The sequence below is a fragment of the Streptomyces sp. NPDC033177 genome, assembly GCF_055577715.1.
The window spans coordinates 183,021-197,878 of sequence record NZ_JBVIPS010000009.1 but is presented as its reverse complement, the minus strand read 5'-3'; the positions used below and the strand labels follow the sequence as shown (position 1 = coordinate 197,878).

The 14,858-nt window shown below is 66.0% G+C and carries 10 protein-coding genes; 5 read left to right on the top strand and 5 right to left on the bottom strand.

Annotated elements, in window-relative coordinates:
* Positions 1 to 327: 327 nt before the first annotated feature.
* From ACZ5U5_RS29455 to ACZ5U5_RS29440, 4 genes are read right to left on the bottom strand one after another with little or no spacing between them, the layout of a single operon-like run.
* Positions 328 to 1,161, bottom strand: a complete 834-nt coding sequence (locus ACZ5U5_RS29455) for a phosphoadenosine phosphosulfate reductase domain-containing protein (RefSeq protein WP_469027477.1) — start codon at positions 1,159 to 1,161, stop codon at positions 328 to 330.
* Positions 1,158 to 4,733, bottom strand: coding sequence for an ATP-binding protein (locus ACZ5U5_RS29450; protein ID WP_469027474.1), 3,576 nt, complete (start codon positions 4,731 to 4,733; stop codon positions 1,158 to 1,160). The genes ACZ5U5_RS29455 and ACZ5U5_RS29450 overlap by 4 nt, the downstream gene beginning before the upstream one ends.
* Positions 4,730 to 5,842 carry a DUF4007 family protein gene (locus ACZ5U5_RS29445; RefSeq protein ID WP_469027471.1) on the bottom strand — a complete coding sequence of 371 codons (1,113 nt, stop codon included), beginning with the start codon at positions 5,840 to 5,842 and terminating at the stop codon, positions 4,730 to 4,732. Before ACZ5U5_RS29445 ends, ACZ5U5_RS29450 begins: the two co-directional genes overlap by 4 nt.
* Before the next feature lie 58 nt (positions 5,843 to 5,900).
* Positions 5,901 to 7,079, bottom strand: a complete 1,179-nt coding sequence (locus ACZ5U5_RS29440; protein WP_469027469.1) for a cysteine desulfurase family protein — start codon at positions 7,077 to 7,079, stop codon at positions 5,901 to 5,903.
* Positions 7,080 to 7,528: 449 nt separating this feature from the next.
* Between ACZ5U5_RS29440 and ACZ5U5_RS29435 the strand changes: the two genes are divergently transcribed.
* From ACZ5U5_RS29435 to ACZ5U5_RS29415, 5 genes are all read left to right on the top strand, one after another.
* On the top strand, positions 7,529 to 9,157 hold the full coding sequence (locus ACZ5U5_RS29435; protein ID WP_469027467.1) for a DEAD/DEAH box helicase: 1,629 nt from the start codon (positions 7,529 to 7,531) through the stop codon (positions 9,155 to 9,157).
* Entirely contained in the window at positions 9,142 to 11,028 is a 1,887-nt protein-coding gene (locus ACZ5U5_RS29430) for an ATP-binding protein (RefSeq protein ID WP_469027464.1), read from the top strand. Before ACZ5U5_RS29435 ends, ACZ5U5_RS29430 begins: the two co-directional genes overlap by 16 nt.
* Complete coding sequence (locus ACZ5U5_RS29425; RefSeq protein WP_469027462.1) at positions 11,025 to 11,927, top strand: phospholipase D family protein; 903 nt, start codon at positions 11,025 to 11,027, stop codon at positions 11,925 to 11,927. The genes ACZ5U5_RS29430 and ACZ5U5_RS29425 overlap by 4 nt, the downstream gene beginning before the upstream one ends.
* A gap of 209 nt (positions 11,928 to 12,136) precedes the next feature.
* Positions 12,137 to 12,784: a hypothetical protein gene (locus ACZ5U5_RS29420; protein ID WP_469027460.1), complete on the top strand. Its 648-nt coding sequence runs from the start codon at positions 12,137 to 12,139 to the stop codon at positions 12,782 to 12,784.
* 221 nt (positions 12,785 to 13,005) lie between these two features.
* Entirely contained in the window at positions 13,006 to 13,803 is a 798-nt protein-coding gene (locus tag ACZ5U5_RS29415) for an adenine nucleotide alpha hydrolase family protein (RefSeq protein ID WP_469028037.1), read from the top strand.
* A 165-nt stretch (positions 13,804 to 13,968) separates the two neighbouring features.
* On the opposite strand, the gene ACZ5U5_RS29410 is transcribed toward ACZ5U5_RS29415, so the two are convergent.
* A complete protein-coding gene (locus tag ACZ5U5_RS29410) occupies positions 13,969 to 14,820 on the bottom strand; it encodes a hypothetical protein (protein ID WP_469027457.1) in 852 nt (283 codons plus the stop codon).
* Positions 14,821 to 14,858 lie beyond the last annotated feature (38 nt).

The window sequence follows — 14,858 nt, the reverse complement described above, 5'->3', positions numbered from 1 at the left end:
CACGTAAAGCCGCGAGTTTCCATATTCCCGGTTTCTCTCCGTCACCGTTCTACACCTGTGAGCGAGTCGTCACTCATAGTGGCACATGAGTGGGCGGCACAGGAAGCAGGAGCCCCATGCGCCCATCATGCCCCACATGTGACGTTGCGTCACTCCATCGCAGAGGAACTCGAACTTGCCGTGGGCGAGTGCGCCGCGCCCCTTCGAGAGGCCAGGGACGGAGTCTGGGCGAGGTTACAACTGCGAGCGGGAGAAGCTTGATTGGAAGTCGGGAAAGCAAAAGCGGCCCCAGCTCGAGCTGCTGGGGCCGCTGTGTGTGGTTGCGCGTCAGAGGTGGCAGACGGAGCAGCCGGCCTCGTCGTCGTCGGAGTCGAGAGCGTCGGAAAGAACCTCCAGCAGGGGGCGGTTGGGCTTGATGCGCTTGGCTGCGCGCTCAAGGGCCGCCTCGTGCTTGGCCTCGATCTCGTCCTTGCGCTCTATGAGCTCCGGAAGGGACTCGCCCTGTGACCAGGTGTAGTTGCGACCCTTCATGGCGGTATGCCGGTACCGGACCTTGTCCTCGTACTCCACGGCCTTCGCATACAGGTCGGGGTGACGTTCCTTAAGTCCGACCCACTCGTGCTTGCGCTGGAAGAAGCAGAAGTAGCATCCCGAACGAGTGCGCCACTCGTAGTAGCCGGGCAGGCCGATGCCTGCCTCGTCGAGGATGCGCATGACGCCTTCCTTATCGACGCCTTCCTCGCGGAAAGGAAAGACGGCATCGATGTTCGGCTTGGTGCTGACGTAGCCGATGCGGTTCTCGTCGGCCCGGATGGCGACATAGGAGATGACCTTGTCGTCGCCGACCCAGTCTTCCAGGGGCTTGATCTTGAGGTTCTTGGTGCACCAGCGCATCTGAGGGCTGGGCAGGGTGCCCTGGTAGACCTCCATCCAATGGTCGAAGTCGCGGTCGGCGTTCAGTCGCACGATGGACTTGCCGAGGGCAGCCTCAAGACGGTTGAGGTACTCGTACGTTTCCGGGAGTTCGGCACCGGTGTCGCAGAAGAAGTACTCCATCTCCGGGACTCGGTTGCGCATATAGACGGCGAGCGCTGAGGAGTCCTTGCCGCCGGAGATACCGAGAACGTGCCGGACCTTCTGATTGTCGGCTTCGTCGGTCATCCGTGTGCCTTCCTTTCACTCGCCGCTGTCGCGGCATCGGTCACGCGCTGGGCGAGGGCCGCGAGCAGGATCCTCGCGCCGTCGGGCCCGAGGGCCTTCTCGGCCTGCTTCAGGACGTCGGTGGCAAGGCTGCTGGCCTCACTGCGAGCCTGTTCCGGCACGTAGATCAGGGTGCGTTGTTCCACGCCAGCGCTGTCAGTCAAGGTCAACAACTGAGCGTCGAGTTTCTCTTCCTGGCCGCGTGCCTCGTTCCCGGCGTGGTGCAGGTGCCCGACTCGGTCAAGGGCCGCAGCCATGGACCGGGCCTTCTGCGGGAAGACCTTGGCTTCGCGGTCGTCCCAGTCGCCCAGGGCGGAGTTGGTCAGGCGTACGACGATGGGCTCGAGCCAGTCTTCGTCCTCGATGCTATCGCTGAGGACAAAGTCGACGAAGCCGCGCAGTTCTGGAGTCAGCACTGCACCGGAGAAGCCTCGCAGCCGGGCAGCGAGTTGTGCGCGCAGCTCCGTAAGTTCGGCCGGCAGGCGGAACTCCTGCGCAAGGACGCTCACGACGCTGGCCCGCAGCTGGCTGTCGATGGCCACGAGTTCGTCAGCTGCCACGGTGAGACGCTCGACGTAGGTGTTCGCCGCTTCCGCGTTGACGCGTGTGCGGGCCGGGATTTCGGGCAAGCCGAGCGCCTTCGGCAGCGCATGGAAGATCAGATCGTCGGGATCCAGCGCTCCGGCAATCGCCGTGCGCACGGTGCGGGCGTCAGTGGAGATGCTCTTAGTGGTGCGGGCGTACTTGTGCAGGTCGGCCACACGCACAATCAGAGCGCTGGCTACGGAGAGGAGGTCGGGGTTACGCAGGGCCCTGGAGCGCGGTGCCTCCACTCCGAGCGAAACCATCAACTTCTTGATGATGCTGCCGCGCTGGCCGTCTCCGGCCGGCGTGTACTTCACCGAGAAGCGTCCCGGGCCCTTGACGAGCCGCTCGACCACATCGATGGTCAGCCGGGGCAGGTAGGTGCCTTCCTCGAACAAGGCAATGTCGTGGCGCCGGATGACCAGGGCGGGGACCAGGAAGACCGGAACCACGCCGGCCTTGAGCCCGAACGGCGGGCTCATCAGGACACGGATGACCTCCTCGATGCTGACTCGCTCGGTGGCACCGGTCAGCACCTCGTTGAGGGCGTTCCAGGCGGGCTGGGCGTGCTCGTGGCCGTCGCCGGGCGGGGAGAAGCCATACGGAAGCAGGCTCTCTTGCTGGCTCTCGGCCTGGGCTACCCCGTTTTCGCGGTGCAGGCCGAGGTAGGCCAGGACGCCGCTGTAGATGGCTCGTTCGGCCTTGTACCCAATGAGACCGAGGTTCTCCTCGCCCGAGGCAGAAAGCATGGCCGTCAGCAGTACGCCGCGGGCCTGGGCTGCCTGGCTGGTCAGGACGTGGCGGCCAAGCATCTCGTTGCGGATGTGTGGAGTGTGCGGGTACACCGACTCGCAGGCGAGCGAGACCAGGCCGCTCAAGCTGCGAGCCGTCAGGCCGGAGGCAGCGGATTCTTCACCGGGGGCGATCCCGGTGTGCCACAGGCTCCAGGACGCTTCGGAGGACGGCGGGTAGAAGGCGTGCTGCAGGAGCTCGAGCAGCTCGGCTTCCGCCTGCACGAGCCGCTCGATGACTTCCCGCCGGGCGACGTGGTCGATGTCCTGCTGGGTGCTGAGTTCCTTCAGCGCGACGAGGTAGGTGGCCGTAGTGAGTACCTCGTCGGGGCTGGGGGTAGTGCCGACGAGTACCGGCAGGGGCGAGTGGACATTGGGCCGGTCAGCGTCTGTGCCGAGGTGGAAGACGACGAGGCCGTCGGCAGGCTCCTTCAGCTCGTCCGGGGCGGCGACGGACTGGGTCTCCGGGCCGCTGACCGCGGTGTAGAACACGCGCATCATGCCGGTGACCTGGCTGTGGCGGCCGGCCACGAATGCCTGCGGGACGAGGCTGCCGAGCCGGTTGATGACGGAGGCGTCATCGAAGCGGCTGACGATTTCCTTGAGCCGGCCGTCGATGTCGACATCGGTGCCCTGCCAGACCCGGTATTCACCGCTGAACTCACGGTGGACCACAAAGCCCCGGCGGACGAGGTCGGCGAGCCGCTCTTCGAGCGCCGTGAAGGCGTCGGGATCAGCTACGTCGGTGGGGTCGTGCAGCGCGAAGTGAATCATCGGTGCGGTGGCGCTGAGCGCCCCGTCGGAGTCGATCAGGTTGAGGACGCCGATGGTCTTCAGCACGTCCTGGTCGGCATCCGGGAGGCCGTTGGCGTCCCGGATACGCGAGTCGACCTCGATCCACCGGCTCGCATTGGCGGAGGCGAGGAGGGTGGTGCGCCCGGAGTTGAGGAAGTAGTCGTACAGCTGTGGCAGTCGCACCGTGCTGGCACGGTCGGCCTTCTGGGTGCTGTGCCGGGACAGTGAGTGTCGGACGGTGTTGGGCTCGCCACTGTTGAGGAAGCCCGACAGGCTGCGGTCGTGCTGGCCGATCTGAGCGGCAAGGGTCGGGGCGGCCAGGGCGGTGATCGGGTGCAGCGGGTAGAGGTCCGCGAAGTGGTCGGGGCCGAGTTCGGCCAGCACGCCGAGCCCGTGCTGCGTCCAGATGTCTGCGGACGCCTCGGCCGACGCGGCGATCAGGTCCTGCCCCGCCGAGTTGACGGCTGAGCGGGCGAGGCGGCGGCGCAGCAGGTGCAGGGAGTCGCCGTGGTGGGGGACGAAGGTGATGTCTTCGAAACGTCCCTGGATCTTGGCCCATTCTCGGGTCTTGAGTTCGCTGGACCGTGAGGCGTAGTCCATGAACGACAGGTGCTGCAGAGTCATCAGGTAGACGGGCAGCCCGTTGGGGCCAGCCGCCTTCTCGGCGAGTTCCTGCAGCAGAAACAGGTCGTGTTGGGCGTCGGCGAACTCGTTGTGACCGGCGAGGTGTTCCAGCGTCTTGCCGAACTCGTCGATGACGAGGAGCAGAGGTTGACCGTCAGCGGTCAGAGCCGTGACGGCGGCGAGAATCTCCTTGGCCCCGGCGCGGTCCAAATCGGCGCACGCCGCCAGGGCGGAAGCGATGGCTTTCGGGACGCGCTTGCCCCAGCGCCGCGCCGCTGCGGTGTGCAGGGCGCGGGAGAGCGTGGCGACGACGGATTCGCGGCGCGCGGTGGCCACGCCGCCGAGGAATCCCTCGGGAGCGATGGCGTCGCGTGCTGCGGCAAGGCGCTGCGCGAGAGCGGGGCTGGCCTCTTCGAGGATGCGCTCGGCCTCGCTACGCCGACTGGCATCCCGCCCTAGCAGAGCGTCGACGATGTTGGACAGGGTGGACTTGCCGGAGCCGTATGGGCCGGTGAACGACCAGGCGCGGGTGCGGCGTTGGTCTGCCACGGCGCTCGCGATGCGCTCCAGAACATCGACGGCCCGAGCGCCGATGTAGGGGTCGTGCAGGGCGTCTTCAACATCGCGCTCGAGATTGGTCGAGCGCATCTGGGAGCCGACAAGTTCGATGCCAGCGGGGAACTGCGGGGCGGAGCTTGCCGGGCTGTTCGGGGTCCGCGTGGGGGTTGCGGTGGTCACGCGGTCTCCTCAGCAAAAAGCATCTCGTTGGTGTCGACCGTGTCTGGTGCGTCCGTGGCCTTCGTGGCAAGTTCCTTCTGCTCGGCCTCAGCGAGCTTGGGAAACTTGGCAGCCCACTCCTCGCGGGTGGGAAAGCCGGGGCGGCGGGTGACGAAGTCGTACTGCTCGTCTAGCACTTCCCAGGCCAGCTCCAAGGGGTCGGCCGTGAAGGCGAGGCTGCGCTGTCCCACGGCCTCGGTCAAGTTGAGCTGCGGATGGTCCGCGGCGATCTTCTGCAGCGCCATGACGATCTCATTCTCCCGAACGCGGAAGGCGCGCCCCGGGGAGCCCGGCTCGTTGGCAAGGCGGGCCACAGAGATCGAGTTGGCCTGACGCGAGAACTTGGCGGCGTAGTCGAGGCAGGCGTAGGCCAGAACCCGGGCGGGCAGCGAGGTGCGGTGCCCGCTGGTGAACTGCCACTCGGGCTTGCCACGCGTCCCGACAAAGGTGAGCAGGTCAAGGTCACGGAAGGGGCAGGCGAGCAGGTCCTCGTAGCTGCCCGGCGAGCCGGCCTTCTCCGGGGCGCTGCGTGCATACATCTTGGTGATGCAGTCGATGTCCCGGACGATTGACGCCTCTTCCGGGCTCTTGTCGTAGGAGAAGTTCACATGCCGGGTGACCACCTGCGTCATGTCCGCGGTCGTAAACCGGGAGAAGGGCGCCAGGTGGAAGGCCGTGTACCAGGCTGGAGCGTGGCTCTTGGCCCCGGAGCGGGAAGAGACCAGCCACCAGTGCAGCAACCACAGGCTGCCGTTCTCCTCCAGATACGGGTCCGCTCCGTCCTCGTCAAGAAGCCATCGGGCCTCCCAGGTGGGATAGGAGAATTTGGCCTGGGTGCGCTGCGCGGGCGAGTGCTCTCGGGTCAGCTTGAACGCACGCGACCAGTAGCGCATGGCGTTGACCATGTTCTTGCCCACACCGAACAACACCGGCGCATCGTCCGCAAGGAACGCACCCTGGTCGCGTTTGACCTGCATGTACGCCTTGTGCAGCCAGCCGAAGCGGGGCGCAAACGTTTCGTGTCGCGCGAAGGCAAAATGGGCGGCTTCCCCGAGCCGGCTGTCTGACATTCAAGACCTCTCTGTGTCCAACGCGATTGCTCTAACGAGGTGGTAAACGGGATAACGGTCAGCGGCGACCGTGGGCTTCGGCCAGCGCCGCACGAACCTGCGTCACGGCGCGTTTGACGGCGTGCGCGGCATGCTCAATCTCGGCAGGCGTGGTGGCGTAGCCCAGCGAGAAGCGGATCGTGCTGTCGGCGTCTTGCCGGGACAGCCCCATTGCCAGGAGCACATGGCTCGGCGTTGGAGCTCCGGACGCGCAAGCACTGCCCTCGGAGGCTGCGACGTCAGGCATAGCCGCCAGGACCGCATCCGCCGGCACACCCAGGAAAGTGATGCTCGTCACGCCCGGCAGGCGCTGATCGCGTCGGCCATTAATACGGCAGCCTGGCAAACCACCGGTCACGAGGTTCTCGAGGCGGTCGCGCAGGGCCGCGATCCGCTCGACCTCCTCGCTGAGACCACGGCGCGCGGCTTCAGCCGCTGCCCCCATGCCGATGATCCCGGCCACGTTCAGCGTTCCTGCGCGCCAGCCTCGCTCTTGCCCCCCGCCCACGAGCAGTGGCCGGTGCGGAAGTGGGGAGCCACGCCTCACATACAGGGCGCCGGCCCCCTGCGGGCCGCCGAACTTGTGGGCCGACAGCGACAGGAGGTCGACGTCGAGTTCAGTAACGTCAACGGGGAGGCGACCGATGACCTGTGTGGCGTCTGTGTGGACGAGGGCGCCGGCTTCACGGGCCGCCTTGGCGGCGACGCGGAGGTCGGCGAGGACGCCGGTTTCGTTGTTGCCTGCCATCAGAGAGACGACGCCCCCACGGCGTTCCGCAAAGACCTGCTGCAGGGCGTCGAGATCCACCAGGCCGTCGGCGCTGACAGGTAGCAGTACAAGATCGTCGGGGTTTTCGATGGTGACCGTTCGGGCCGTTTCCAGGACGGCCGGATGCTCAACAGGGCTCGTAACCAAGGGGTTTCCGGCAATGTACGCGGCACGGAGGGCCAGGTTGTTGGCCTCAGTCGCGCCGGACGTGAAGATGATCTCGCCGGGTGAGCAGCCGAGGAGATCAGCTAGCTGCCGACGGGCGATGTCGACCCGGCGAGCCGCCTGCCTTCCCGGTTGATGCAGGCTTGAGGCGTTCCCGACCGACTGCATGGCCGCAAGGACGGCAGCGAGGGCTTCGGGTCGCATTGGGGCGGTGGCATTGTAGTCAAGATAGGACGTATCCGCCCCATTCGGCCCGTTCGTCATCTGCCACCCCTCCTCGCTCGTGTCGCACACCAATGTACTGCTGGTGGAAACCTTCCTCCCCACCCGGGGTTCCACCAGGAGCTCGCCGTGATCCTAGTCGCGACCCGAGATCCACTCTTTGAATCCTCAAACGCGGGGTGTCGCGTACCGCTTACCGAACGAATGTTCTATATCGAGTGCTGCCTGCGCAAGTCACACGCATCAAGGCGCCCACTCATGGCCGACGAGTCGGTCAGCGAAGACCAAATCCCCGTCCTTGCTGGGCTTTTCGTCTGATGATGCACCTGTTGTCAGTGGCCCCGTCTAGGGTGGTCCGCACGCTGCAGCGTTGCAGCAACTACGCACGTTGGGGCGGTGCTTGGCGTGCTCGGACTAGGGGTGGAATTCATGACGACAGCTGTTCCGGCCGCGGATGCCGGCGCGCTGGAGCCTGCCGGGCAGGTGAGGCAGTGACGACGTGGTCGCCGGGGATGTCCTTCAAGGCACTCCTCGCGGTTGCACCGATGGTGTATATCCGGGCGCATGTCGGCGAGCGGCTGAGCGCTCTGCTCGATCTGATCGAAGGAGGTGCGGCGGGAGACGACCGCCTTCGGGCCGTTGCCCCGATCGCCATCGACGCCGAGCGTCTGGTCGCCGACGATGCCGAGCGCTCCACCCTGATCGCCCTGCTCCCGAACCCCAAACGAGCAGAGCTAGCACAGCGCCTGGGCTCCGTGGGCGACGAGCAGCCACCGCTGGACTACTTGCAGAGCCTGAAGTGGACGGCAGACGAGCGGCGCGAACTGCTGGAGTTCTTCGGTTTCACGATCGACCGGGCGCCATCCCTTCCCCCCGCGTTCAAACAGGAGTCGGCTCCCGAGTACGGGTTGTTCCCGCATCAGCGTCACGCGGCAGCCCGGGTAAAGGAGCTGCTGTACGACGGGCCGCGGCGGACAGTGCTGCATCTCCCGACGGGCGTGGGCAAGACCCGAACGGGCATGAGCCTGATCTGCGATCACCTGCGGCAGCACGAGCCGACCGTGGTGGTGTGGCTGGCCCACGGGCAGGAGCTGTTGGAGCAGGCCGCCGCCGAGTTCGAGCGCGCCTGGACGAAGGTCGGCGACCGCCCGCTCCCCGTGCTGCGGGTCTGGAGCAACACCCCTGCAAACCTTGCGGAGATGACCGACGGGCTAGTCGTTCTCGGGCTGGAAAAGGCCGTTGCTGCAGCCAAGTCGGACCCTCAGTTCCTGGCCACCCTCGCGGCACGCAGCACCTTGACCGTATTCGACGAGGCCCATCAGATCATCGCCCCCACGTTCCAAAGGGTCGTCGACGAACTGACGATCCGTCACGACGCGAGCCTGCTCGGGCTGACCGCCACCCCAGGGCGCACGTGGGCCGACATCTCCAAGGATGAGGAACTCTCCGACTACTTCTCCCGGCAGAAGGTCATGCTGGAGATCGAGGGCTACACCAACCCAGTGACGGCCCTGATCGATCAGGGATACCTTGCCAAGCCGCTGATGCGGACGGTGGCCTCCGAGGCGGGCATGCACCTGTCCGCCCGGGACCAGCAGCTCCTTGCGCGGTCGTTCGACATCCCGGCCAGCTTGATGGCCGAGCTCGCGGGCGACGAGCAGTGGAATCTCAAGATCGTCCAGACGATCACGGAGCTGCTCCAGCAGCAGCACCGGCGCATTCTGGTGTTCGCAGCTTCCGTGGACCACTGCCGACTCGTCGCGGCCGTGCTGTCCGCTGCCGGCTTCGATGCCGAGTTCGTGACTGGCGAGTCCTCCCCTCGGCATCGCAGCCAGGTCATCTCGCGGTTCAAAGGGTCGAGCCGGCGCCCCATGGTGCTGTGCAACTTTGGTGTCCTGACGACTGGCTTCGACGCGCCGGCGGCCAGCGCGGCAGTGATCGCCCGTCCGACCAAGTCCCTTGTGCTGTACAGCCAGATGGTCGGTCGCGTCATCCGCGGCCCGAAGGCCGGCGGCACTGACACCTGCGAAATCGTCACCGTCGTGAACCCGGAACTACCTGGGTTCGGCGACGTGGCAGACGCATTCACCAATTGGGAAGACGTATGGGAGACAGCGTGACCAACGACGGCAGCAATTACCGGATCGTCAGTCCTAAGCTGACCGTCAAGGCAATGCGGGACAGCGGATACAAGAACACCGCCTATGCCCTCGCCGAACTGATCGACAACAGCATCGATGCCAAGGCCACTCTCGTGGAGGTCTTCGCCTGCGAGAATCCCGTGCAGGTCGGTTCCCGTACCAGCCACCGCGTGGAGACCATTGCGGTCCTCGACAACGGCCATGGCATGGAGGGACCGCAGCTGCGGCGCGCTCTCAAGTACGGCGACGGGGAGGGGGCGGACCCGGGCCGCATCGGCCGTTTCGGCATGGGCCTGCCCAACTCCAGCATGTCCCAGTGCACCCGGCTCGACGTCTGGTCCTGGACCACCGGCGCGGGCAACGCCATGCACACCTTCCTCAGCCTCGAAGAGATCGAGAAGGGAGAGATCGACGACGTCCCCGCCCCCACACACGCCCCGCTGCCGGACTACTGGCGAGACCTGAGCGAGGGCCTCGGGGACAGCGGAACGCTCGTCGTCTGGACCAACCTGGACAAGGTCAACTGGTACGGAGCCGCAGCCACCCTGAAGAACACCGCCGACCTGATCGGCAGGGTTTACCGGCACTACCTCCAGGACGGACACGTCGATATTCGGATGGCTCCCGTCCGGGAGGGCAAGGTCGTTGACGGCGAGTACCACGCCGTGCCCAACGACCCTCTGTACCTGATGGCGCCGACCTCCACCGACAAACCGTTCTCGGACAAGCCGATGTTCATGCCCTTCTCCATGGGCAGTGAATCCGAGCCTGGCATGACGCAATTCCCCGTGGTCCATGAAGGCAAGAGGCACAACATCACCGTCCGGGCCTCCATCGCACGCCCGGAGGCCCGCCGCGCCGACGTCGAAGGCCATCCGTGGCCGGATGGAATCAGCCGTACGACGGACTCCGGCATCCTTCCGTGGGGCAAGCACGCCAGGCGTAACGTCGGCATCTCGCTCGTGCGCCAGGGCAGGGAGCTGGACCTCGACGCGTCCTGGGCCATCGGATACGACCCGACGGAGCGGTGGTGGGGCATCGAGGTCGAGTTCCCGCCGGACCTCGACCCCATCTTCGGCGTGACGAACAACAAGCAGAGCGCCACCGTCTTCTCATCTCTGGCCCACTTCGACTGGAAGGCCCACGCTGAAGCTGGCGAGTCCTTCAAGGGGTTCAAGGAACGCCTTTCTGAGCTCGGCGACCCGCGCCTTCCGCTCATCGATCTCGTGCTCTATCTGGAAGAGAAGCTGCTGCCGGCCATCCGGCGCCAGCTGAAGCAGCAAACGATCGGAACCCGCAAGAGCAAGAAGCGGCACGACGAGGATGCTGCGTCCAGGGCCACGGACGCCGTCAAGCGTCGCAGCGAGGAAGGCCACACCGGCAAGACCGACGAGCTGGAAGAGGGCACAACCACCGAGGCCAAGCGGCAGGAACAGGTCGCAGCACTCACGCAGAGGCATCATCTTGACGAGGACACCGCCCAGACCATGGTCGACGAGGCCCTGGAGAAGGATCTGCGCGCGCGGTGGATCTCCAGTTTCCAGGACACCTCTGCCTTCTTCAGTATCGACCTCATGGCCGGCATGCTGCAGGTGATCTTCAATGAGAAGCACCCCCTGCACGCCCAGCTCATCGGCGTCCTCGAAGACATCCCCGAGGACGCCGACGTGAACGACCTGCGCTATCGGCTGAACCAGGCCGCCGAGACCTTCAAGCTGCTGCTGTTCTCCTGGGCGCGCATGGAGGACGAGACCTACCCCGATCGTGATCGGGAGCGCATCGCGGATGCACGCCGCGAATGGGGCCGGTACGCCCGCGACTTCGTGGACGGAAAGGCCAACGGCACGTGACCGAGCCCGGCCATATCTGGCGGCAGATCGAAGAGCTGATGAAGGGCGCCCACGGACAGGTAACCCTCGTGGCGCCCTTCATCAAGCGAGAGGTCCTGGCGGCCACGTTGTCCGCCCTGCCCACCGCCGTCGAGGGCATCGAGTGCATCACGCGCTGGGTCCCTGAGGAGGTGGCGGCAGGGGTATCCGACCCTGAGATCATCGAGCTCGCCGAGGAGGACAACCGGCTGCGCATCGCGCTGTGCCCGCGCCTACACGCCAAGCTCTACCTCACCGGCGAGCGGTGCCTGATCGGGTCCGCGAACCTGACAGGGAAGGCCACCGGGCGCGTCCCCAAAGCCAACATCGAAATTCTGATGGAGGCGTCCGCAGCCCATCCGGAAGTCGTCCGGGTGCTCGCCGAAATCGAGGCCCACACAGTCGAGGCGACACCCCACATGGCCGACCTCGTGAGAAAGCAGGCCGACCTACTGAAGGAACAGCGTCCGGCTGCCTCCGACCAGCCCCGAGATGAAGCCCAGCAGGGCTGGTACCCGGTGACACGACGCCCGGAGGCCATCTACCCGTACTACTCCGGGAGAGGGCAGTTCGGGCGATCTCTCGAAGCGGCCATCCTCCGGGACCTCGCACTCCTTGGCATGCCCGCAGGCTTGTCCGAGACGGAGCTCTCGGAGGTGGTCGAGAACCGCCTGCGGGAAATCCCTGCTCTTCGAGCGCTGGTGGCTGGAGAGCGCCTGAGTAACGTGGAGTTGCAGCACGCGCTACAGGAGCAGACTGGCATGACGGACCAACAGGCCAGAAGGACCACCGAGACCGTCGCAGCGTGGCTTCGGTACTTCGGCCGTTTCTACACCGATGTCGAGACGTGGGAGATCCGGCACGGACAGGAGTTGGCCTAACCTCGTGGGCGATCGCGCCGGCCTTGGAACCGAGGTCGGCCTCCCGTCCGCACGAGGTGCTTGCCGGGGCGGCACCGTCCAGACCTCCGGCCGGACCTGGCGCACTGGCATGGCTGCCGCACGCCTAGAATCTGTAGAGACAGCCTGGTGAGGCAACAGCACCCACCTTGCGGTCACTCGGCAGGAAAATCGGCGTGAGGAAGGTACGCATGTCTCAAGCGCGGGTTCCGTACCTGCTCGGGCACGCCGAAATCGCCTCCCTCTTTGCCATCGAGCGCCAGACGTCACAGAAATGGCGCACGGAAGGCACGCTTCCGGAGCCCGACCTGCTCGCGTCCGGCAACCCGTACTGGCTGCTGACGACGGTGCTTCACATCAGCGGCGACAGCGACCGTCAGGTCGATCAGCAACAATTGACGGACTACAGGGCCAGCATCCCCCACGGCTATGAAGTGCAGGCCAAGGAGCAACTGCCCGTCATCCTCGGCATCCAGGAAGCAGGCAGCGTCCTCGGTCAGGACCCACAGGCAGTCTCCCGTTGGCGTAACCGGCGGAGGATCGCCGAGGCCGACCTGATCCTCTCCGGGTCCCCGCTCTGGCTCCTGGAGACCATCCTTGCCGACGCACCACAACGGCAGCGGACCATCGACCAAGCCGAGGTCACCAAGCTCCGTGCAGGGCAGCGCGGCTCCCAGAAGCCTCGCGGGCGCAGAACCAGCCCCCCTACCGTATCCCCGCCGCAGAAGCCTCTGCCCGCCGCACGGACATTCACTGCTGCCGACCGGGTCACCGCAGCCAAGTACCTCACATCGGTTCTGTCCGACGGCTACTCCGTCACCATCACACCTCAGCGCTAGTTCGCCCCTCCGCGCACAACGTCCGGCGCGCAAGTGCTCCACGCCAGCACATAGCTGGTTCCGATGTTCGCCGACAGCTGTGAGAGGAACACTTGATTTAATCGGATTACATCCATACTGTCTCCCATATGTCGATCTTGCAGCAGACCTCGGGAGCCCATCACGCCGACCCAACCGACCCCACCCCTCAAGCCGCTTCCAGCGAGCCGAACCGGCACCCCATGAAGGTCATTTCCTACGGCGGCGGCGTCCAGAGCACGGCCCTGCTCGTACTAGCCGCTCGCAAAGAGATCGACTTCCGCACCTTCCTCTTCGCCAACGTCGGCGACGACAGCGAGCACCCAGCGACGCTGGCCTACGTCCGCGAGATCGCCGTCCCCTACGCCGCCCGCGCCGGGCTTGAGGTTCATGAGCTCGATCGCCGCCGTCGGGACGGAACCACCGAAACGCTCATGCAGCGGCTGAACCGGCCGGACACGCGGTCGATCCCCATCCCGGTACGCATGGCCAACGGCGCTCCGGGCCGACGCAACTGCACGGCAGACTTCAAGATCAAGGTGGTCGGGCGGTGGCTCCGGGAGCACGGTGCCACCGCAGAGCATCCAGCGGCGGTTGGCATCGGCATATCGGTCGACGAAATCCACCGAGCCAATCGCCGACGAAGTCAGTCCCACGAGGTCGTCGAGTACCCGCTGCTCGACCTCGGGCTCCGCAGGGACGACTGCGAGCGCATCATCGCCGAGGCCGGTCTGCCGGTGCCGCCCAAGAGCTCGTGCTTCTTCTGCCCCTTCCGTACGGTCGGCGCATGGCGTCACCAGCGTAGACACGAGCCAGAGCTGTTTGCCTTGTCGGTCCGGCTGGAGGAGACGATCAATCGGCGGCGGACCGCGCTCGGGCGGGACGCCGTGTATCTCACGAGGTACGGCGTCCCGCTCACCCAGGCCATCCCTGATGTGTCCCCGAGTGATGACGACGTCGACGATGAGGGTTCTTGCGACTCGGGTTGGTGCATGACGTGAAATGCCCTGAGCGGGGCCGGAAGCCATGGCTTCCGGCCCCGCTCTCGTTTCCCCTGAGGGTGCAGGAGTGAAGCCTGCACTGGACCGAAGACAGGGTGGAGCTAGCGATGTTCGCCGGCGAGCCGGTCCACAGCCCACCGCCGGAGAGCAGACGTTGTGGTGGGCTCAGAGCTCTGGCGGCTCGCCGGGGGCAAGGTGGAGAACGGCCAGATACTCGCCGTAGGGCATCTCTTCGTCCACCCACCGGCTGTCACCGGAGGCGTCAGCAATCCACATTCCGTCGAGCAGGTACTTGTCGTCGAAGGCCGCGACACGGTCATTCTTCACTGCTGCCGCCATCAGCACCTGGATCCCCAGCAGAAGCACCGTGGAGGCTTCCCTGGCGGCGCAGACCTCAGCGTGCCCGGCGGCGAAGATCTTCATATCCGCGTCGTCGGTCGGCTCTGGAATGCCCGCACGTCCGTGTACCGCCTCCTCGTGCAGGACAATCGCCTGCGCCACTCCCGTCGCGACCGGCGCGTCGCTGCCACCCGCATGGTCCGGGGAGTGTGTCCCCAGATGCTCGGCGACCGCGCGTGCGTGCACGGGCAGTGCTTCGGCGTGGTGCTGCAGCTGCTGCTCAGCCGCCTCGATGGCGAGCCCGGGATGCGCAGCGTCGGGGTGCAGCAGCCGGACGAACCCTTCGAGTGCTGCGCGCAGGTAGCCGAGCCGGACCTGGTGCAGCTGCCATTCCTCCATCATCTCAGTCCAAACGGCATCGAAGTCGCTGCCCACCGAGCACATGCCGCCGTCGTCGTAGGACATGTCGAAGGTCATCGTGCGCAGCCCTTGGGCGAGGCGCAGCCACTTGTAGGCGCTGTCCCAGACCTCCTGTGCTCCCGACACTCCGGCGACCGCGGAGGCATGCTCGACCCAGTCGGTGAGTTCACGGACGTGGTCCTCGGGCTCGGACAGCGCAAGGGTTGACTGTGTTCGGTAGGAGGGCAGGCAGGAGCCGCCCGATCGAGTGGTGGTCATGGACGGAGCGTCTCACGCACCACTGACAATCACGCCGG